Origin of the sequence: Mesorhizobium sp. M0140 (genome assembly GCF_040322475.1) — a bacterium.
Taxonomy (GTDB): domain Bacteria; phylum Pseudomonadota; class Alphaproteobacteria; order Rhizobiales; family Rhizobiaceae; genus Mesorhizobium.
Genome location: NZ_JAMYTM010000007.1, coordinates 163,681 through 184,195, shown reverse-complemented (window position 1 = coordinate 184,195; position 20,515 = coordinate 163,681). Strand labels below are relative to the sequence as shown.

The 20,515-nt window shown below is 63.0% G+C and carries 18 protein-coding genes; 9 read left to right on the top strand and 9 right to left on the bottom strand.

Features of this window, described 5'->3' with window-relative positions; translation table 11 throughout:
- Positions 1-21: 21 nt before the first annotated feature.
- From prfB to NKJ37_RS09930, 3 genes are all read right to left on the bottom strand, one after another.
- Positions 22-1,153, bottom strand: a protein-coding gene (gene prfB, locus NKJ37_RS09940; RefSeq protein WP_127291384.1) for a peptide chain release factor 2 whose coding sequence is annotated in 2 segments (ribosomal slippage) — positions 22-1,086 and positions 1,088-1,153 — 1,131 coding nt in all. Because the reading frame shifts where the segments join, the coding sequence is not laid out codon by codon here.
- Between the two features lie 118 nt (positions 1,154-1,271).
- Positions 1,272-3,728, bottom strand: coding sequence for a penicillin-binding protein 1A (locus tag NKJ37_RS09935; protein WP_352679400.1), 2,457 nt, complete (start codon positions 3,726-3,728; stop codon positions 1,272-1,274).
- A 212-nt stretch (positions 3,729-3,940) separates the two neighbouring features.
- Positions 3,941-5,203, bottom strand: a complete 1,263-nt coding sequence (locus NKJ37_RS09930) for an N-acetylmuramoyl-L-alanine amidase (RefSeq protein WP_352773766.1) — start codon at positions 5,201-5,203, stop codon at positions 3,941-3,943.
- 653 nt (positions 5,204-5,856) lie between these two features.
- Between NKJ37_RS09930 and NKJ37_RS09925 the strand changes: the two genes are divergently transcribed.
- Positions 5,857-8,787, top strand: coding sequence for a ribonuclease E/G (locus NKJ37_RS09925; protein ID WP_352773765.1), 2,931 nt, complete (start codon positions 5,857-5,859; stop codon positions 8,785-8,787).
- 169 nt (positions 8,788-8,956) lie between these two features.
- On the opposite strand, the gene NKJ37_RS09920 is transcribed toward NKJ37_RS09925, so the two are convergent.
- Together NKJ37_RS09920 and NKJ37_RS09915 are read right to left on the bottom strand one after the other, a co-directional pair.
- A complete protein-coding gene (locus NKJ37_RS09920; RefSeq protein WP_352773764.1) occupies positions 8,957-9,940 on the bottom strand; it encodes a glutaminase in 984 nt (327 codons plus the stop codon).
- A gap of 4 nt (positions 9,941-9,944) precedes the next feature.
- Positions 9,945-11,093 (bottom strand): pyridoxal phosphate-dependent aminotransferase, encoded by a 1,149-nt coding sequence (locus NKJ37_RS09915; protein ID WP_023812129.1) that lies wholly within the window; start codon positions 11,091-11,093, stop codon positions 9,945-9,947.
- Positions 11,094-11,238: 145 nt separating this feature from the next.
- Here NKJ37_RS09915 and NKJ37_RS09910 point away from each other — a divergent pair, with 145 nt between their 5' ends.
- From NKJ37_RS09910 to aat, 6 genes are all read left to right on the top strand, one after another.
- Entirely contained in the window at positions 11,239-12,633 is a 1,395-nt protein-coding gene (locus NKJ37_RS09910) for a M48 family metalloprotease (RefSeq protein WP_023812130.1), read from the top strand.
- Between the two features lie 61 nt (positions 12,634-12,694).
- Positions 12,695-13,498, top strand: a complete 804-nt coding sequence (locus NKJ37_RS09905) for a DsbA family protein (RefSeq protein ID WP_352773763.1) — start codon at positions 12,695-12,697, stop codon at positions 13,496-13,498.
- Between the two features lie 148 nt (positions 13,499-13,646).
- Entirely contained in the window at positions 13,647-14,081 is a 435-nt protein-coding gene (aroQ, locus tag NKJ37_RS09900) for a type II 3-dehydroquinate dehydratase (protein WP_013531359.1), read from the top strand.
- A gap of 26 nt (positions 14,082-14,107) precedes the next feature.
- Complete coding sequence (gene accB / locus NKJ37_RS09895; RefSeq protein WP_023812132.1) at positions 14,108-14,566, top strand: acetyl-CoA carboxylase biotin carboxyl carrier protein; 459 nt, start codon at positions 14,108-14,110, stop codon at positions 14,564-14,566.
- A 10-nt stretch (positions 14,567-14,576) separates the two neighbouring features.
- Positions 14,577-15,920 carry an acetyl-CoA carboxylase biotin carboxylase subunit gene (accC, locus tag NKJ37_RS09890; protein ID WP_023812133.1) on the top strand — a complete coding sequence of 448 codons (1,344 nt, stop codon included), beginning with the start codon at positions 14,577-14,579 and terminating at the stop codon, positions 15,918-15,920.
- Between the two features lie 12 nt (positions 15,921-15,932).
- On the top strand, positions 15,933-16,550 hold the full coding sequence (gene aat / locus NKJ37_RS09885; RefSeq protein ID WP_023812134.1) for a leucyl/phenylalanyl-tRNA--protein transferase: 618 nt from the start codon (positions 15,933-15,935) through the stop codon (positions 16,548-16,550).
- A 28-nt stretch (positions 16,551-16,578) separates the two neighbouring features.
- On the opposite strand, the gene NKJ37_RS09880 is transcribed toward aat, so the two are convergent.
- The 3 genes from NKJ37_RS09880 to NKJ37_RS09870 all read right to left on the bottom strand — a co-directional run bounded on the left by NKJ37_RS09880 (position 16,579) and on the right by NKJ37_RS09870 (position 18,156).
- Positions 16,579-16,965, bottom strand: coding sequence for a hypothetical protein (locus NKJ37_RS09880; protein ID WP_352552314.1), 387 nt, complete (start codon positions 16,963-16,965; stop codon positions 16,579-16,581).
- 75 nt (positions 16,966-17,040) lie between these two features.
- Positions 17,041-17,634, bottom strand: a complete 594-nt coding sequence (locus tag NKJ37_RS09875; protein ID WP_023812136.1) for a DUF2155 domain-containing protein — start codon at positions 17,632-17,634, stop codon at positions 17,041-17,043.
- Positions 17,635-17,757: 123 nt separating this feature from the next.
- Entirely contained in the window at positions 17,758-18,156 is a 399-nt protein-coding gene (locus NKJ37_RS09870) for an NADH:ubiquinone oxidoreductase subunit NDUFA12 (protein WP_013531353.1), read from the bottom strand.
- A 229-nt stretch (positions 18,157-18,385) separates the two neighbouring features.
- Here NKJ37_RS09870 and panB point away from each other — a divergent pair, with 229 nt between their 5' ends.
- Entirely contained in the window at positions 18,386-19,228 is an 843-nt protein-coding gene (panB, locus tag NKJ37_RS09865; RefSeq protein ID WP_023812137.1) for a 3-methyl-2-oxobutanoate hydroxymethyltransferase, read from the top strand.
- On the top strand, positions 19,225-20,076 hold the full coding sequence (panC, locus tag NKJ37_RS09860) for a pantoate--beta-alanine ligase (RefSeq protein WP_352439929.1): 852 nt from the start codon (positions 19,225-19,227) through the stop codon (positions 20,074-20,076). The genes panB and panC overlap by 4 nt, the downstream gene beginning before the upstream one ends.
- Positions 20,077-20,154: 78 nt before the next feature.
- On the opposite strand, the gene NKJ37_RS09855 is transcribed toward panC, so the two are convergent.
- On the bottom strand, positions 20,155-20,499 hold the full coding sequence (locus NKJ37_RS09855) for a VanZ family protein (protein ID WP_023812139.1): 345 nt from the start codon (positions 20,497-20,499) through the stop codon (positions 20,155-20,157).
- Between the last annotated feature and the right edge of the window lie 16 nt (positions 20,500-20,515).

The window sequence follows — 20,515 nt, the reverse complement described above, 5'->3', positions numbered from 1 at the left end:
TCACCTGAACATGGACATATCCTAATCCAGGTCTGCTACGGCTTCGCCCGCGCCGCCCTCGATGCGCTGCGACAACGAGGCTTCCATGAAATCGTCGAGGTCGCCATCGAGCACGCTCGACGGGCTGGTGCTCTCGACGCCGGTGCGGAGATCCTTCACCAACTGGTAGGGCTGCAGCACATAGGAGCGGATCTGGTGACCCCAGCCTATATCGCTTTTCGACGCTTCGGTGGCGTTTGCAACCGCCTCGCGCTTTTTCAGCTCTTCCTCGTAAAGGCGCGAGCGCAGCATCTCCCAGGCCTTGGCCTTGTTCTTGTGCTGCGAACGTTCAGCCTGGCATGCGACCGCGATGCCGGTGGCCAGATGCGTGATGCGCACCGCCGAATCGGTGGTGTTGACGTGCTGGCCGCCCGAGCCTGACGAGCGATAAGTGTCGATGCGGACATCGGATTCGGAGACGTCGATCTCGATCGTGTCGTCGATGACCGGATAGACCCAGACGCTGGCGAAGGACGTATGCCGGCGCGCATTGCTGTCATAGGGCGAGATACGCACCAGGCGATGAACGCCCGATTCCGTCTTCATCCAGCCATAGGCATTGTGGCCTTTGATCATCAACGTTGCGGACTTGATGCCGGCCTCTTCGCCGTCATGCATTTCCAGCACTTCGACCTTGAAGCGACGGCGCTCGGCCCAGCGCGTGTACATGCGAAGCAGCATCGAGGCCCAGTCCTGGCTTTCGGTACCGCCGGCGCCGGCATGGATTTCGAGATAGGTGTCGTTGGAGTCTGCTTCACCCGACAGCAACGTCTCGACCTGGCGGGCCTTCGCTTCGCCTTGCATCGAGCGGATCGCGGCTTCCGCCTCGGCGATCACGCCCTCGTCGCCCTCTTCCTCGCCGAGCTCGATCAGGCCGATATTGTCTTCCAGCGCCTGCGTCAGACCTTTCACTGAGGCGATGCCCTCTTCGAGGCCCTGGCGCTCGCGCATCAGCTTCTGCGCTTCCAGCGGCTCGTTCCAGAGGCTGGCGTCCTCGGCGCGCACATTGAGGTATTCAAGCCGCTTTATGGCCTGATCCCAGTCAAAGATGCCTCCTCAGCAGGGTTATCGCCTGCCTGATCTCGTCGACAATATTCTGCGTTTCCGCGCGCATGGCTGGCTGTTCTGTCCTGTTTGCTGAAGTCGGTTGGCGCGATACATAGGCAGGCCGCCGCCGGCTGTAAAGCAAAATGGGCTGGCGCCAAGGCCAGCCCATCCGCTCATGAAAATCATCAGTAGAGGCCGCCGCCGCCGGACTGAATGGCCTGGTTGGCCTGCGGCGACAACGCGCCCCCCGTGGCATTGGAGCCGTCGGCGCCCATGCCGATCACCCAATAGCTGTCGGCGGGACCGGTACCCGGCTTGAAGGCTTCGATGATGGTGCCGGGATCACCCGATGCGGCACGCATGCCGGTCTTGCGGTTGATGGCGACAAGATTCATGCCTTCGGGCACCTTGAAGTCGACATTGGGCGTGCCGTCCAGCGCCACCCGCATGAAGTCCTTGAAGATCGGCGCGGCGAGACCACCACCGGTGGCGCCATGGCCGAGACCGCGCGGCGTGTCGTAGCCCATGTAGAGGCCGACGACGAGGTTGGGCGTGTAGCCGATGAACCAGGCGTCCTTTTCGTCGTTGGTCGTTCCGGTCTTGCCGGCGATGTGACGGCCGAGTTCATTGATGGTGGCGCCGGTGCCGCGTTGCACGACACCTTCCATCATCGAGGTGATCTGGTAGGCCGTCATCGGATCGAGCACCTGCTCGGAATTGTCGACGAGTTCCGGCTCCGGCTGGTTCTGCCATTCGGGCGCATTGCAGCCTTGGCAGCCACGCTCGTCCTGCTTGAACACCGTCTTGCCGTAGCGGTCCTGGATGCGGTCGATGAGCGATGGTTTGATCGACTTGCCGCCATTGGCCATGATCGAATAGGCCGACACCATGCGCATCACGGTGGTTTCGCCGGAACCCAGCGCCATCGGCAGATAGGGTGCCAGATGGTCGTAGACACCGAAGCGCTCGGCATATTCGACGACCAGCTTCATGCCCATGTCATTGGCAAGCCGCACCGTCATCAGGTTGCGCGACTTCTCGATGCCGGAGCGCAGGGTCGCCGGACCGGCGACGGTGCCATCGTAATTCTTCGGCGTCCAGCTCGTGTTACCGCTCTGGATCGTGATCGGCCCGTCCATGATCACCGACGCCGGCGTATAGCCATTGTCGAGTGCGGCCGAATAGACGATCGGCTTGAACGAGGAGCCCGGCTGGCGCATGGCTTGCGTGGCGCGGTTGAATTCGGACTGCGCGTAGGAGAAGCCGCCGACCATGGCCAGCACGCGGCCGGTGTGCGGGTCCATGGCGATGAGGCCGCCTTCCACTTCGGGCACCTGGCGCAGGCTGTAGGCGCCATCGGCACCATCGTTTTTCTGCACGAAGATGACGTCGCCCGGCTTCAGCACCTCCGCCGGCGACTTGGCCTTGACGGTCTTGCCGGCAACCACATGGCGCATGGCGAAACCCATGTCCTCCTTGCTGATGGTGCCTTCGACGCGCTCCTTGACGATCTCGCCCGACGCCTGCCGTGCCGGCTGCAGGCCGATCGACAGCCCGGTCGCAGAACTGTCGAGCACGACGGCGAGCGACCATTCGGGGACATCCTCCAGCCCCTTGACGGCGCCAAGCGGCACGCCCCAGTCGCCAGACACGTCGATCGATGTCACCGGCCCGCGATAGCCGCGCAGCGTGTCGTATTTCATCAACCCGTTCTGCATCGATTTGCGGGCAATGAGCTGGATCTTCGGATCGAGCGTGGTGCGGACGGAGAGACCGCCTTCGTAGAGCGCGTTCTCGCCGTAGCGGGCGATGATCTGGCGGCGCACCTCTTCGGTGAAGTACTCGCCGGCGAACAGATAGGTGCCGCTGCGCCGCGGCGTCACGCCCAGCGGCTCGGCCTTGGCCTTGTTGCCCTCCTCACGCGTGACGTAGCCGTTCTCGACCATCTGGTCGATGACCCAGTTGCGGCGCTCGATCGCGCGATCGGCATGCTTGAAAGGGTGGTAGTTGTTCGGCCCCTTGGGCAGCGAGGCCAGGTAGGCGGCCTCGGCCACGGACAGTTCGTTGACCGACTTGTCGAAATAGGTCAGCGCCGCACCGGCGACGCCATAGGCTCCGAAGCCGAAGAAGATTTCGTTGAGGTAGAGCTCGAGGATGCGATCCTTGGGATAGGCCTGCTCGATGCGGAAGGCGAGGATCATCTCCTTGATCTTGCGCTCGTAGGTCTGGTCCGAGGACAACAGGAAGTTCTTCGCCACCTGCTGGGTGATCGTCGAGGCACCGACCTGACGCCGGCCCGAGCCGAGATTCTGCAGGTTGACGATGATGGCGCGGCCGAGGCCGGTCACATCGATGCCCGGGTGGTTGTAGAAATTCTTGTCTTCGGCCGACAGGAAGGCCGCCTTGACGCGGTCCGGTATGGCCTGGATCGGCAAATACAGGCGCCGTTCGCGCGCGTATTCGGCCATCAGCGCGCCGTCAGACGCGTGGATGCGGGTGGTCACCGGCGGCTCGTATTTGGCCAGCACCTCGTAGTCGGGCAGATCCTTCGACAAATGGCCGATATAGATGGCAACGCCCGCCGCGACCAGAAGGGCCAGCGTCGTGCCGATGCCGAAAAAATAGCCAATGAGACGAATCATACCCGCTCCAGTCCTTGGTTCGGGATTTCCTAAACGAAGCCGCCTTTCGCGCAAGCTTTCGAGCCGGTCCCAATCCGTAATCGAAAACCCTTGTCGCCGCCATGTGGACAAAATACGGCAATGCCTGATTTCGCGGTCGCGAGCCGGAAATAAAAGCATTGGGTGTTGTCGTCGCGCAACGCCGCCTCTGGTTGCAGGCGCCGCCGGTCATGTCAACCTCCGGTTCCCGGTCCGGCCTTGGCCGACGCGAACAGCGCGACGGCGTTGGTTATGCTCTGGGCCGCCTTGCCGCGCCAGTCGGCGTTGAGCAACTGCGCCTCGTCCTTGGCGTTCGAGAGATAACCGAGTTCGACCAGCACTGACGGCACGTCGGGTGCCTTGAGCACCTTGAAGCCCGCCGAACGCTGGGGATTGTTGATCAGGCCGACGCTGGTCGACAACTGGCCGACCAGCGTGTGGGCGAAACTCATCGAGAAATTGTGCGTTTCGCGGCGGATCAGGTCGATCAGGATGTCGGTGACTTCCTTGTTGTCGTTCTTGATTTCCATGCCGGCGAACTGGTCGGAGAGGTTTTCTCGGTCGGCAAGCGCCTGCGCCTCGGGATCCGAAGCCTTGTCGGAGACGGTGTAGACGGTGGCGCCGCGAATGCCTTTGACGCTGATCGTGTCGGCATGGATCGAAATAAGCAGGTCGGCCTCATGCTGACGGGCAATGCGCACGCGGTCGTCCAGGCGCAGGAATTCGTCGGTGTCGCGGGTCATGAAGACATCATAATTGCCGACGGCTGCGAGTTTGTCGCGCAGTTCTGTGGCGAAGGCCAGCGTGACGTTCTTTTCGATGGTGCCGTTCAGGCCCTCGGCACCGCCGTCGATGCCGCCATGGCCGGGATCGATGACGACGGTGAACCGATGGCCGGGATTTGAGACCGGTCCGGTGCCGACCCGCCCTCCCTTGTCGGTCGAAACGGTCGATCCGGTGGTCAGCGCCTGATTGGCCAGCGCCAGGTCGAACTCGCGCTCGGATGCCGCCGACATGTCGATGGCAAGGCGGTAGCCGGTGCCGTCCTCGTTCTTGAGCACATCGAGCTTGTCGACGGCGAACGGTCCCTTGCCGGTGAGGACCAGCCGCGAAACGCCCTCGCCGAGGGCGCCCAGGCGCACGCTCTTGACCAGGCCCCGCGCCTTCAAATCCTTGGCATCAACGGCGAATCTCGTATTCGCGAGATCGATGACAAGACGGTTGGGACCGCGCAGCAGGAACCATTTGATACCGGGTTCGCGATCGAAGTCCATGACGATGCGCATCTTGGTGGCATCGCCGGCCATCTTGTAACCTTTTGCCACGAGCGGAGCGTCGGCGGCATTGGCATTTGAGGACAGGGCAGATGAGACCGCCAGCAGCAGCAAGAGGCAGAAAGCGGCCAGGATCCGGCCGCCGACACGACATCCCTTGTCTGTGAAGTCCGCCAATCCCATCTCTCTTCCAGTCGCTCCCGGTTTGGCGCCCGGCGCCCGGTCATTTCGTCCATATGCCGGTTAGGCCGCGAACTCGATTAACGATTGGTATCCAGAGAAGGTTAACCAAGCCTTTTCATGCAAGGCCGCAAGCCTGGCTTACGCTACGGAACGGCTTTTTGCCGGCATCGGAAATCGGGGTTGCCTTCCATCCCGCCAAATCATAAAAGCGATGGTGGATCACTGCAATCCTGGAACCGCCCTCCTCCGCAGCTTCTTGCTACAGGGTCAGATGTAAAGGCGGCTCCTTTCGCTTCACGCGAAAAGGGTTCAGGTGATCGCGACGAATTTCGCAGGCGTGCTCCCGTGGCGGGGGAATCGCCTGCGTGAGGAAAACGGCCGGGTTTGTTCCCGCGCCGGCTCTGTATGAGCAAACAAGCTGGTCCGGTTCATCCGGGCTTTGGTTCAAAAGGTTCTGTTGGTGACGATGGCTTCAAGCGCAATCATGGAAAGGTCCGCATCAAACCGCGCCATTATGGCTGCGGGCGGCACCGCCATGGCGCTCAAGCGGCGGCCGACGGACGTTCAAATATCCGGCACCCACATTCCAGACACGCAGCAGCAGGCTTTGCCTCGCAAGCTGCGGCTGACGGCTGCCGGGGGGAAACGAAATAATGCCCAACAAAATGCTGATAGACGCCTCCCACCCGGAGGAAACACGCGTTGTCGTCGTACGCGGTAACCGTATTGAAGAATTCGACTTTGAATCCCAGGACAAGAAGCAGCTCAAAGGAAACATCTACCTAGCCCGCGTAACGCGCGTAGAGCCCTCCCTTCAGGCAGCCTTTGTCGAATATGGCGGCAACCGTCACGGTTTTCTCGCCTTCAGTGAAATTCACCCCGATTACTACCAGATTCCGGTCGCCGATCGTCAGGCACTGCTACGCGCGGAAGCGCAGGAGGCCGAGGACGAGGAGAACGAGGACGGCGACGGCGATGACCGTCAGAGCCGCGATCGCGGACGGCGCGGCCGCCGGCGCGGCGGAAAGCCCCGCGACCGGGGTGAGCACAAGCGCGATGCAGCCGATTCCGGCGAGGCAAACGATGCTGCCGACGAGGCAGAAGAAGGCGCCGACGCTGGTTTCGAAGAGATCTCGCACACGTCCGAGATCATCGAACATGCGGCCGATACGTCCGAACAAGCCGATGCGTCCGAACATGGCGAGGATTCCGCCGAGCAGGACGAAGGCGAAACCCGCGAAGGCGGCCCGACGTCGATCGCCGCCTCGGTAGAGGCCGATGTGATTTCCGAAGCCGTTCCGCAGGCCGAACAGGGCAGCGAAGCGGCCTCCGGCGACAATGATCGCGGCATGCTGGAAGAAGTGCAGTCCTCGCATCCGGATGATCACGAGGTCGAATCGGTCGGCGCCGAGGACGCGCTGGAGGAAGTGCGCAACCGCCGCAAGCCGGTGCGCCGCCAGTACAAGATCCAGGAAGTGATCAAGCGCCGGCAGATCCTATTGGTGCAGGTCGTCAAGGAAGAGCGCGGCAACAAGGGTGCGGCACTGACCACCTACCTGTCGCTTGCCGGCCGCTATTCGGTGCTGATGCCGAACACGGCGCGTGGCGGCGGCATTTCGCGCAAGATCACCAGCGCGGTCGACCGCAAGCGCCTGAAGGAGGTCGTTGCCGATCTCGAAGTGCCGCAGGGCATGGGCGTGATCCTGCGCACCGCCGGCGAGAGCCGCACCAAGGCCGAGATCAAGCGCGATTACGAATATCTGATGCGGCTTTGGGAAAATGTCCGCAATCTCACCTTGCAGTCCACGGCCCCTGCCCTGGTCTACGAGGAAGGCAGCCTGATCAAGCGCTCGGTGCGCGACCTCTACAACAAGGATATCGACGAGATTCTTGTCTCCGGCGAGGAAGGCTACCGCGAGGCCAAGGACTTCATGCGCATGCTGATGCCGAGCCACGCCAAGGTGGTTCAGCCGTTCCGCGACACGACGCCGATCTTTGTGCGCAACGGCATCGAGGCACAGCTAGACCGCATGCTGCAGCCGCAGGTGACGCTGAAGAGCGGCGGCTACATCATCATCAACCAGACCGAGGCGTTGGTTGCCATCGATGTCAATTCGGGCCGCTCCACCAAGGAGCACTCGATCGAGGACACCGCGCTCCACACCAATCTGGAAGCGGCCGAGGAAGTCGCGCGTCAACTCAGGCTGCGCGATCTCGCCGGCCTAATCGTCATCGACTTCATCGACATGGAGGAGAACCGCAACAACCGCTCCGTCGAGAAGCGGTTGAAGGATCACCTCAAGAACGATCGTGCGCGCATCCAGGTCGGCCGCATCTCGCATTTCGGCCTGATGGAGATGTCCCGCCAGCGCATCCGCGCCAGCGTGCTGGAATCGACCATGAAGCCTTGCCCGCATTGCGGCGGCACCGGCCATGTGCGCTCCGATTCGTCGGTCGCGCTGATGGTGGTGCGGGCGATCGAGGAATTCCTGCTCAAGGATTCGCGCAGCCACATCACGGTACGGACGCCGGCGGCGACCGCACTCTACGTGCTCAACCACAAGCGCGGCACGCTGGTCGAACTCGAAAGCCGCTTCGGGCTGACGATCACCGTCGAGGCCGACGATTCGGTCGGTTCGCAGCACTATGCGATCTTCCGCGGCGCGCTGGCTGAAAAGCCGGAAGGCTTTGTCGAGGCGCGCAGCTTCCCGGCCTATGTCGAGCCGGAAGAGCCCGAGGACGAGATTGTCGTCGTCGAGGAAGACGACGAGGCGCCGGTCCAGGCCGAACAGCCACGCCAGCAGCCGCAGCAACAACCCCGACCTGCCGCCGCCGGTGGCGAAGAAGGCGAAGGCCGCGACCGCAAGCGCCGCAAGCGTCGGCGTCGGCGCGGCGGCAAGGATCGCGATCACGAACATGGCGCCCCTGCGGACGGTGCTTCCGTCTCGGCTCCGGCCGGCGAGTTTTCGGACTCGGCCGCCGGCGATGGCGACACGGAAACGGACGACAACGCCCCTGTTGGTGTTGCCGAAACGTCCGAGACAGCTGAAGCTTCGGACGACGGCCAGGGTAAAAAGCGCCGGCGCGGCAAGCGCGGCGGCAAGCGCAACCGCCGCGAAGACGGTGAAGGCGAGGCCGAGGCAAGTGCTGGCGAAGCAGCCGACGCGTCCGAGGTCGAAGTCCCGGCTGCCGAGGTGATCGCCAGCGAGCCGGTGGTTACCGCAGCGGCCGAAGAGCCGGTGGCGCTTGCTCCGGCCAATGACGACGCGCCGAGCACGGAGAAGCCCAAGAAGCCACGCCGTGCCGCCAAGCCGAAGAAGGCCGCGGCCGAAATCGTCGCCGAAGAGCCGGCTGCCGAGGCGGAAGCACAGGTCGAGACGCCGGCCACTGCGTCCGACGAGGCGGTGGCTGTCGAGAAGGCGCCGAAGGCCCGCCCGTCGCGGCGCAAGCCGGCGGCGGTGAATGCGCCGGTCGAGCCGGTGGTGTCTTCGACCGTAGCGGAAGAACCCGCGGCCAAGGCTGAGGACAAGACCGAGGACAAGCCGAAACGCGGCGGATGGTGGCAGCGGAAGGGCTTTTTCTAAGCCTTTCAATCGCATGAGCTAGTTCTCTGACAAAAATCCCGCGCCGTCTAGAAGACGGCGCGGGATTTTCTTATCTGGCGTTATGCCGGATCGCGAAAGGCTAAAACGCTTCTTTGATTCCAAGCATGTCGTTGTCCCAAAACCGCTGCGCACTTGTGGGCGACATGCATCACGGCGCGAAGATCGACCAGTTCATCATCCTGGCCAGCTTTTCCAGCGCGATCGACCCCAGCTTGGAATTGCCGTTGGCATTGAGGCCCGGCGACCAGACGGCAAGCGAGGCCACGCCCGGCACGATGCCCAATATGCCGCCGCCGACGCCGCTCTTGCCGGGAATGCCGACGCGGAAGGCGAAATCGCCGGAGCCGTCATAGTGACCGCAGGTCAGCATCATGGCGCCGATGCGGCGTGCCCGCTCGGCCGACACCACGGAATGCCCGGTCGCCGGGTTCTTGCCGCCATTGGCGAGGAAGCGGCCTGCGAGCGCCAGCTGCCGGCAGCTCATGGCAATGGCGCAGTGGTGGAAGTAGACGCCCAGCGCCAGTTCCGGCGCATGGTGGAGATTGCCGAAGGATTTCATATAGTTGGCGAGTGCGAAGTTGCGGTAGCCGGTGGCCCGTTCGGACGCCGCGACCTCGCGGTCGATGATAACAGTCTCGTCGTCGGCCAGGAAACGGATGAAGCGCAGGATCTCGCCGATCGCCTCGCGCGGCTGGTGGCCGGCAAGCAGGATGTCGGAAATGACGATGGCGCCGGCATTGATGAACGGATTGCGCGGAATGCCGTTCTCATGCTCGAGCTGCACGATCGAGTTGAACGGATTGCCTGACGGTTCGCGGCCGACCCGCTGCCACAGCGCGTCGCCGACATTGCCGAGCGCCAGTGTCAGGGTGAACACTTTCGAGATGCTCTGGATGGAAAAGGCCTGGTCGGCGTCCCCTGCCGTCAGCACGCGGCCGTCATTGGTGACCGCTGCGATGCCGAATTTCTTCGGATCGACCTTGCCCAACTGCGGAATGTAGGAAGCGACATCACCGCGATCGATGCGATCGGCCATTTCGGCGGCGACTTCGGCCAATGCCTGATCAAGTTTGGGGGCCTGATCAAGTTTGGAGGCCTGATCAAGTCTGAGGGGCTGTTCGAGTTCCGGCATGGTGCTACCTCAACCAGCGTTCGATGCGCGCCATTGCCTCGACCATGTCGTCGTGGCTGCCGGCATAGGAAAACCGCATCGTCCGGTGCCCAGCCTGAGTGTCGAAGTCGCGGCCGGGCGTTGCCGCCACATGCGCCTCAGCCAGCATCTTGCGTGCGAAGGCCATGCTGTCATTGGTATGCCTGGTGACGTCACAGAAGGCATAGAAGGCGCCGTCCATGGGCGCTGCCAGCGGAAAGCCGAGTTCCGGCAGGCGTTTCATCAAAAGCTCGCGATTCCAGGCGTAGCGGCCTTTTACCGCCTCCAGCTCCTCGGTCGCCCTGAACGCTTCGATCGCGGCGATCTGCGACAGTTCCGGCGGCGAGATGTAGAGGCTCTGGGCGACGCGCTCGACCGGCCGCACCAGCTCTTGCGGCAGCACCATCCAGCCGATGCGCCAGCCCGTCATGCAGTAATATTTGGAGAAGGAGTTGATCACCGTCACGTCGCCGCCATAGGCCAGCGCCGTGGTGTCGGGGGCGGCATAGGCCAGCCGGTGATAGATTTCGTCGGAGATGACGGCGATGCCGAGCTCTTGTGCCGTCCTCACCAGAACCGCCAGTTCATCGGCCGGTATGACCGCGCCGGTTGGATTGGCGGGGCTGGCGAAGAGAACGCCTTTCAGCGGCTTTTCACGATGCGCGGTCTCGAGATGGCCGGCATGCAGATAGGCGGCGTCGCCGAGCTCGATCTCGACCACCTCGATGCCGAGTGCGGCCATGATGTTGCGATAGGCGGGATAGCCGGGTGCCGCGATGGCGACCCGGTCACCCCCATCGAACATCGCCAGGAAGGCGAGGTTGAAGGCGGCCGACGATCCAGTGGTCACCGCGATCCGGCCGGGCTCGATATCAAGCCCGTAGTGATCGGCATAGTGTCCGGCGATCGCCTTGCGCAAACCTGCCAGTCCCAGCGCATCGGTGTAGCCGATGCGTCCATCCTGCAGCGCCTTGGCGGCTGCGGCGCGAACCAGAACCGGTGCGGGATCGGAGGGCTGGCCGACGGCCATCGAAACAACCGGCACGCCCTGGGACTTCAGCCGGTTTGCCTCTGCCAGAATGTCCATCGCATGGAAGGGCTCGACATTGCCACGGCGTGAGAGCGAAACGACCATTTAACCAGTATTCCCGATGACTGACGGCGCCACGCACTGGCGCATGTGCCGCACAAATGCCCGATTGATGTGAGGATCACAAGTTGAGGAAGTTTCCGGCGCCGACTTTTCATCTTTCGCCCGCTCGTCTACCAGTGGAGCCATCATGTTGAGCCGACCCAGATCGACGATTGCCCAGGCAGCGCGCGTCTTCGCGACGCTTTCGCTTGGCGTTGCCGTTGCAATGGCGAGCTCGGTCAGTGCCTTCGCCCAGAACGTGCCGGTGGTGCGCGACGCCGAGATCGAGGCGCTGGTGCGCGATTACGCGCGGCCGATCTTCAGGGCGGCCGGCCTGGCGAATGACGGCATCGACATCGTTCTGGTCAACGACCAGAGTTTCAACGCCTTCGTCACCGGGCGCCGGCTGTTCATCAACACCGGCGCGCTGATGACGGCTGAAACGCCCAACGAGATCATCGGCGTCATCGCGCACGAAGCCGGCCATATCGCCGGCGGCCACCAGCAGAAGCTGCGCGACCAACTCGAACGAGCCAAGACGATGGCCGTCATCGCGACATTGCTTGGCGCCGGCGCCATTGTCGCCGGTGCCACAACCAGCAGCCGCGGTCTCGCCGGCGCTGGCATGGGCGTGGCCGCTGGCGGCGGCGAGATGGCACAGCGCAGCATCCTCGCCTACCAGCGCACCGAGGAGATGACGGCCGACCGCTCGGCGATCACCTATCTCAATGCCACCGGCCAGTCCGGCATGGGCATGCTGAAGACATTCCGCCGCTTCCAGACCGCACTGTCGCTTTCGGGCGCCCAGGTCGATCCGTATCGGATCAGCCATCCGATGCCGCAGGACCGCATCGCCAATCTCGAAGTGCTGGTGAAACAGGACCCCAATGTCGACAGGCCGGACCCGCCCGCGCTGCAGCAGCGCCATGACATGATGCGGGTGAAGATCGCCGTCTACATGGAAGGCCAGGCGGCCGCGTCCCGGCTGATGCGAAAGATGCAAGGAACCCTCGCCGCGCAGTACGGCGACGCCCAGTCGACCTACCTGTTCGGCAACATCGCCGCCGCTCTCGCCAAGACCAATGCACTGATCAAAGCGCAGCCGAAAAATGCCTACTTCCAGGAACTGCGCGGCGACATCCTGATGAAAGCAAACAAACCCAAGGAAGCTGCGGACGCTTACGCCAAGGCGGTCAGCCTCGATTCGGCTCGGTCCGGTCTGCTGCCGGTGTCCGTGGGTCAGGCGCTGATGGCCGTCGGCACGCCCGACTCCCTCAAAAAAGCCGTCGTGCAGATCAACAATGGCCTCGGTCGCGACAAGGAAAATTCAGCCGGATATCGCTATCTGGCACAGGCCTATGGCGAGTTGGGCGACATATCCGGCGCTGAACTTGCCACCGCCGAAAGCCATTTTTATTCCGGCAGCTACAAGGATGCGAAGATTTTCGCCATGCGGGCGCAACAGCAGATGAAACGCGGCGAGCCGCGCTGGCTTCGCGCCCAGGATATCATAAACTACAGGCCGTCAACCAAGATCAAGTGAACCTTCCGGTCGCGCGCCACGACATAGCCAGACCGGAAAACAGGTAGAAGGAACAGGAACGATGAAAAAGGCACTGCTGCTGGGCACCACGGGGGTTGCGGTCGCCCTGGCCATGCTGGCTTTCGGATTCGTTGCCGGAAACCCGCAGATCGCCAAGGCCGGTACCGCGCAGCCGGTCGAGACGGCGGCGGCCAATACCAAGATCGACCGCACCGAGGTCGAAGGCATCATCCGCGACTATTTGTTGAAAAACCCGGAAGTCCTCCTGGAGGTCCAGGATGCGCTTGAGGCCAAGCAGAAGGAAGAGCAGCGCATCGCTCATCTCGGCGTGATCAAGGATGCCAAGGACCAGATCTTCAACTCCGCCTTCGACGGCGTCGTCGGCAATCCCAACGGCAAGGTCACCATCGTCGAGTTCTACGACTACAATTGCGGCTTCTGCAAACGCGCCATCGACGACATGCAGGCGCTGACCAAGACCGATCCGGACCTGCGTTTCGTGCTCAAGGAATTCCCCATCCTCGGACCGGATTCGCAGAAGGCGAGCGTGGTCTCGATGGCCTTCCACCTGATGCACCCGGAAAAGTACGGCGAGTTCCACAATGCGTTGCTCGGTGGCCAGGGGCGCGCCACCGAGGCGGCGGCCATGAAGGTCGCGCTATCGCTCGGTGCCGACGACGCGGCGCTGCGCGAGAAGATGAAGGACCCGACAATCAACGAGGCCCTCGCCAAGACCTACGATCTTGCCAACAAGCTGGCGATCACCGGAACGCCGTCCTATGTCGTCGGCAACGAGGTGGTGTTCGGGGCGCTCGGGCAGGAAGTGCTGGCTGAAAAGATCGAGGCGGCGAAAGCCGCGCTCTGATCTTGCTCGCCAGCTATTTCTCACGGGCACATTTCCGCCTGTTGTGGACAGTGAAAGAACGCACTTGCGCTCTTTCCGCGGGCGGTTATGCCCATTATAGAGGGCCCAGCGCGCCGGCTTGATGACGGCGCCGGGAAAGGTCGGCTTTTTGAAAACGGTTTTCGTCCTGAACGGTCCCAATCTCAACGCGCTCGGCAAGCGCGAGCCGGGCATCTATGGCGGCAAGACGCTTGCCGCGATCGCCGACGACTGCAAGCAGGCAGGCACGGCGCTGGGGTTCGAGATCGATTTCCGCCAGTCGAACCATGAGGGCGACCTTGTCGACTGGATTCAGGAAGCCGGCGACAAGGCTGTCGGCATCGTCATCAATCCGGGCGCCTACAGCCACACCTCGATTGCCATCCACGACGCCATCCGCGCCGTCGCACCGTTGCCGGTGGCCGAAGTTCATCTTTCCAACATCCATGCGCGGGAACCATTCCGCCACGTCTCCATGGTCGCGCCGGTCGCCGTCGGCATGATCTGTGGCTTTGGGCCGCTCGGCTATACGCTGGCGCTACAGGCGCTGGCCGCACGCCTATGACCGGCCAACAAACAGAAGGCTCGAAAATGTCGATAAAGAAGACCGGTGTTGACCAGCAACTGATTCGCGATCTGGCGGGCATACTGAACGACACCAACCTCACCGAGATCGAGGTTGAACTGGGCGACCTGAAGGTGCGCGTCTCGCGGCAGGCGCCGGCTGTTCATGCAATCGCAGCGCCGCAGCAGGCCTATGCGCCGGCAGCAGCGCAAGCTGCCTCCGTAGCTCTGCCCGTTGTGGCAGATATTTCCAAGAACGCAGTCACCTCGCCGATGGTCGGCACGGCCTACCTGGCGCCGTCGCCGGACGCCAAGGCATTCATCGAAGTCGGCCAGAAGGTCAAGGAAGGCCAGACGCTGCTGATCATCGAAGCAATGAAGACGATGAACCAGATCCCCTCGCCACGCGCCGGCACGGTGACCGCGATCCTTTTCGAGGATTCGCAGCCGGTCGAATATGGCATGCCGCTCGTCGTGATCGAGTAGAGCGGGCCTGATGTTTCAGAAGATCCTCATCGCCAATCGCGGCGAAATCGCCCTCCGGGTGCTGCGCGCCTGCAAGGAACTCGGCATCCAGACGGTGGTGGTGCATTCGACCGCCGATGCCGACGCCATGCATGTGCGGCTCGCGGACGAGAGCGTCTGCATCGGTCCGCCGCCATCGCGCGACAGCTATCTCAACATCCATCAGATCGTTGCGGCCTGCGAAATCACCGGCGCCGACGCCGTGCATCCGGGCTACGGCTTCCTGTCGGAGAACGCCAAGTTCGCCGACATACTGGCCGCGCACAACATCACCTTCATCGGTCCGTCCGGCGACCATATCCGCATCATGGGCGACAAGATCGAGGCCAAGCGAACCGCCAAGCGCCTCGGCATTCCGGTTGTGCCCGGTTCGGACGGCGCCGTCACCGACCAGAAGGAAGCCAGGCGCATTGCCGCCGAGATCGGCTATCCCGTGATCATCAAGGCATCGGCCGGCGGTGGCGGTCGCGGCATGAAGGTCGCCCTCACCGAGGCTGACCTGGAGATCGCCCTGCAGACGGCGAGCACGGAAGCCGGTGCCGCCTTCGGCGACGATGCCGTTTATATCGAAAAATACCTGGAAAAGCCGCGCCATATCGAGGTGCAGGTGTTCGGTGACGGCTTTGGCCGCGGCGTGCATTTCGGCGAGCGCGACTGTTCCTTGCAGCGCCGCCACCAGAAGGTCTGGGAAGAGGCGCCCTCGCCCGCCCTCAATGCCGAAGAGCGCGCCCGCATCGGCGGCATCTGCGCCAAGGCCATCGCCGATCTCGGCTATTCCGGCGCCGGCACGATCGAGTTCCTCTACGAGAATGGCGAGTTCTACTTCATCGAGATGAACACGCGCCTGCAGGTCGAGCATCCGGTGACGGAAGCGATCACCGGCATCGATCTCGTGCATGAGCAGATCCGCGTCGCCTCGGGCGGCGGCCTCTCGGTGAAGCAGGAGGACATCAAGTTCAACGGCCACGCCATCGAATGCCGCATCAACGCCGAGGACCCGCGCACCTTCACCCCCTCGCCGGGCACGATCACCCATTTCCACACACCGGGCGGCTTGGGCATCCGTGTCGATTCCGGCGTCTATTCCGGCTACAAGATCCCGCCCTACTATGACAGCCTGATCGGCAAGCTGATCGTGCATGGGCGTAATCGCGTCGAGTGCATGATGCGCCTGCGCCGCGCGCTGGACGAGTTCGTCGTCGACGGTATCAAGACGACGCTGCCGCTGTTTCGCGATCTCGTCGGCAATGCCGACATCGCCAATGGCGATTATGACATCCACTGGCTGGAAAAATATCTGGCCAAGGAAGAGTAGCGCGGAGACGCGATGACCCGCCCCTACGCGCCCGGCTATCGCATCCCCACCGACCTGCTGCTCAAGGCCTACGCCTCGGGCGTCTTCCCAATGGCAGAAAGTGCCGGCGACCCGGAGGTGTTCTGGGTGCGGCCGGAGACGCGCGGCATCATTCCGCTCGATGGTTTTCACGCACCGAAGAGCCTGAGGAAAACGATCAAGAAGAACCCCTTCGACATCCGTTTCGATTTCGATTTCGAAGCCACGATCGACGGTTGCGCCGAGAAGCGGGTGGAACGGCGCTCGACCTGGATCAATGCGCCGATCCGCGAAGCCTATGTCGAGTTGCATCGGATAGGCCATTGTCATTCGGTCGAGGCGTGGCGCGAGGACCGGCTGGTCGGTGGCCTCTATGGCGTGTCGCTCGGCCGGGTGTTTTTTGGCGAGAGCATGTTCGCCAGGGAGACGGACGCTTCCAAGACCTGCCTTTTCTATCTCGTGGAGCGCTTGAAGGCACGCGGATTCGCGCTGCTCGATACGCAGTTCACCACCGAGCACCTCAAGCGCTTCGGCGCCGTCGACGTGCCGCGCGGCAAATATGAAAAGATGCTGGCCGACGCGCTGAAGGGCGAGGCCGTATTCTATCCCTGACGCCCAATTCTATCCCTGAAGATTGAGCCTACTTCCCAGTGGCGGCTTCCAATGGCGTCTGCGAATGGAACATCATCTTCCAGCCGTTGACGCGATGGACATAGCCGGTGCTGACCAGCGCGGCGTAAGGTTCGCCGTTCTCGCGTGTCGCATGTGCCTCGTAGGTCAGCATGATGATGTCGCTGCCCGGCTCGATAATACCCTTGAGGTCGATTTTCAGGTCGCGCCAGCGGTTGGGCTTGGTCGCGGTCTTGGCGAGATCGGCATTGTCCATCGCCTGTGCCATCTGCGGAAACGCCACCAGGCATTCGGTGTCGGCATTGGCCGTATAGTAGGCCGCGTCGCCCGTCCAGAATCCCTTTTCGAGTTCCAGCAACTCTGCCTTGCCGGCCGTGATCCGCTTGCTGTCTGACATCGGAAGATCCTCCCTGCGCATAAATGCGCGCTCATCCGTGCTCCAACGTATGGTGGCAAGGACGGTTCCGGAGGATCAGTTGGTGTCGGTCGTATCGGGGTCCGAAGCGTCCGGCTCCGTCACGCCAGGCTCTGTCACGTCCGGAGCGGTCGCGGCTTTCGGTTTGGCCGCGGCGGGCTTGGGCGCCTCGGCTTTGGTCGAGTCTGCCTTGGCGCCATCGGGCGCCGGCACATCCGACTTCTGCTTGCAGGCCTTCAGCCAGACGTCGTAGACGGCATGCTCGACGGCATTGAGGCCGGGGCTTTCGGCAAACATCCAGCCGGTGAAGATGCGGCGGATCTTGCGGTCCAGCGTGATCTCGTCGACCTCGACGAAGGAATCTGTCTTCGGTTCTTCGGTCTGTGGCCGCGAATAGCAGACGCGCGGCGTCACCTGCAAAGCACCGAACTGCACCGTCTCGTCGATATAGACATCGAAGGTGATGATGCGGCCGGTGATCTTGTCGATACCGGCAAACTCGGCAACGGCGTTGGTAACCCGGTCCGATCCCGGGGCTGGCGCCGGCGCGGGGGCGGCGGGGGTCGGCGAAGCGGCAAACGCCGCGGTGCTGACGGCAAGACCGGCGGCTAGCGTCAGACCGCCCATCGATGTCAGGTTGAAAAAGCTCATGCAAGGATACCGGTGGTTCGCGCCCGGGTGATTCTGTCGATCGCCAAGGCTAGTCGCCGTTTTCTGATCAGCAAGCAGCTAAACACCAATTGTGGCGATAAAGCACCGGCCTGCACCCTACCATTACGACCCGGGCGTCCAGGCGTCGTAGTCGCCGGTAACCTGCGGACGATGCTGATTGGTCAGCACCGAGCCCTTCGGGCGATAGGCCGCCGGGCTGCCGGTCAGATTGGGCTGATGCGGCTTTTGCCAGTCGCGCGGCTTGTAGTCCTCGCTGGACGGCGCGACGTCGACGCGGTGGTGCATCCAGCCGTGCCAGCCGGGCGGTATCGCCGAAGCTTCCGAATAATTGCGGTAGATGACCCAGCGGCGCGTGCGGCCTTCCGAATCGATGCCGCCTTCGTAGTAGAAATTGCCGGTTTCGTCTTGGCCGACCTTCTTGCCGTACCGCCAGGTGTGCAGGCGCGTTCCAATCGTCTGGCTGTTCCACCAGGTGAAAAACTGCGTAAGGAAAGTCTTCATTTCAAAACCCTCGCGCCGGCAGCGCCCGTTTTCCTGCTTATGGCGTCAGGCCTTGCCGAAGGCAAGGCTTTTGCCACGGCGTGCGCGCAAATGGCTTGCCGGAAACCCGACACAAGCCTGTGATCCTGCCGGTCACTGCATGCACGCTTGCCAAGCCTTTACGGTATTTCTAAAGCTCTGCGCGCCCATGCCTGCATCCAGCCCGGCTTGAGGCCAAAGGAGGTGACGATTGGCCACGGAATTGCCGACCACCGACATTCGCATCAGCGCCGAGGCGATTCGCCACCGCAAGGGCGGCACGCCGATCGTTTGCCTGACCGCCTATACCTATCCCATCGCCCGTCTGCTCGATCACCATGTTGACCTGCTTCTGGTCGGCGACAGTGTCGCCATGGTCCTGCATGGCCACAAGACGACGCTGGGCGCCTCGCTGGAGATGATGATCGCACATGGGCAGGCCGTGATGCGCGGCTCGGCCAGGGCCTGCGTCGTCGTCGACCTGCCGGCCGGCAGCTATGAGGCAACGGCAGCGCAAGCCGTCGCCTCGGCGCGGCGGGTCGTCGACGAAACCGGCTGCCAGGCGGTGAAGCTCGAAGGCGGCCTCGACATGATCAGCCAGATCGAGGCCATCGCCGCCGCCGGCATTCCGGTCATGGGACATATCGGCCTGCAGCCGCAATCGGTGGAGAAGGATGGCGGCTACAAGATCAAAGGCCGCACCGAGGAGGCTGTTGCGGCATTGCTTCGCGATGCGCTTGCCGTCGAGAACGCCGGCGCTTTCTCGGTCGTCATCGAAGGCACGGTCGAGAGGGTCGCCGCCGAAATCACCCGCCGCATCGCCATTCCAACCATCGGCATCGGCGCCAGCGGCGACTGCGACGGCCAGATCCTGGTCATCGACGACATGGTCGGGCTGACCGTCGATCGCGTGCCGAAATTCGTCAAGGAATACGCGGATCTGCGCAGCGTGATCTCGCGTGCAGCTGAAAGCTACGCAGCCGAGGTGCGGGGCCGGACATTCCCCGGCCCCGGCCATGTCTTTTCGGCGACAAACAGCAGGGACGACGCATGAGCCAACCCGTCGTCGTCGACAGCGTGGCCGCACTTCGCGCGCAAATCCGGGACTGGCGGCGCGACGGCCTTCGTGTCGCCATGGTGCCGACCATGGGTGCTTTGCATGACGGACACATCTCGCTGGTCAGGATCGCGCTCCAAAAAGCCGAGCGCTGCGTCGTGTCGATCTTCGTCAATCCGACGCAGTTCGCGCCGAGCGAAGACCTCGACAAGTACCCGCGCCAACTCGCCCGCGACCTCGACCGGCTGGGCGCGGCAAAAGCCGACCTTGCCTTCACACCGACGGTTGGCGAGATGTATCCCGCCGGCTTCGCCACGAAAATCTCGGTCGGCGGCCCCTCCGCCGGGCTCGAATCGGACTTTCGGCCGACTTTTTTCGACGGCGTCGCCACCGTGGTGGCAAAGCTCCTCCTGCAGGCAACGCCCGACTGTGCGGTCTTCGGCGAGAAGGACTACCAGCAGCTTTGCGTGGTGAGGCAGCTCTGCCGCGACCTCGACCTGCCTGTCGAGATCATCGGCGCACCGACGATCCGCGACGCGCATGGTCTCGCCATGTCGTCACGCAACGCCTATCTCGATGAGGCCGAACTGAAGATCGCCCGCCAGCTCAACGTGATATTGCGCAATACGGCTGCGGCCCTGGCGGCAGGCGCCGGCCAGAGCGACGCAACCGAAGAGGCCAGCCGCGCCCTCATCGCCGCCGGCTTTCAGAAGGTCGACTATGTCGAGGCACGCCAAAGCCTGACGCTTGCGCCATGGCGTCGAAACCGCGAAGGGCGTCTTCTTGCGGCAGCATGGCTCGGCAAGACGAGGCTGATCGACAATGTGGAGGTTCCCGCTGCCTAGCGAGAAGGCTTCGGCCAGATAGACACGGGCCGCGACCAAGGTCGATGGTCCCGCACTCCCGGCGGATTGCCGCCGCGCCTAGCTCTCGCTCTTTTGTCCGCCGGCCCTGACGATCAGGTGTCCCGCCACGATCCCAACCACCCCGGCAAGGGCTTTCACCAATGCATCGATGAGGCGTGCATGGCGACCGGGATCAATGAGCTGAAGCAGTTCCAGCATGCCGGCGGTCACAGCCACAAAGATCACGACCTGATACAGTCGGTTGGGAAAGCCGATCGCCAGGGCGAAGCCCAGCAGGACATAAGCCAAGGCACGCTCGACATTCGCTTCAGCGAGGTGCGGCCGCATCTGGATCGGCGACAAGGTCGCGAAAATGATGATGGCGAGCAGCGCCAGCGCTGTAATGCGGGACAGTTTGGTCATGCCCTTGCATATCCGT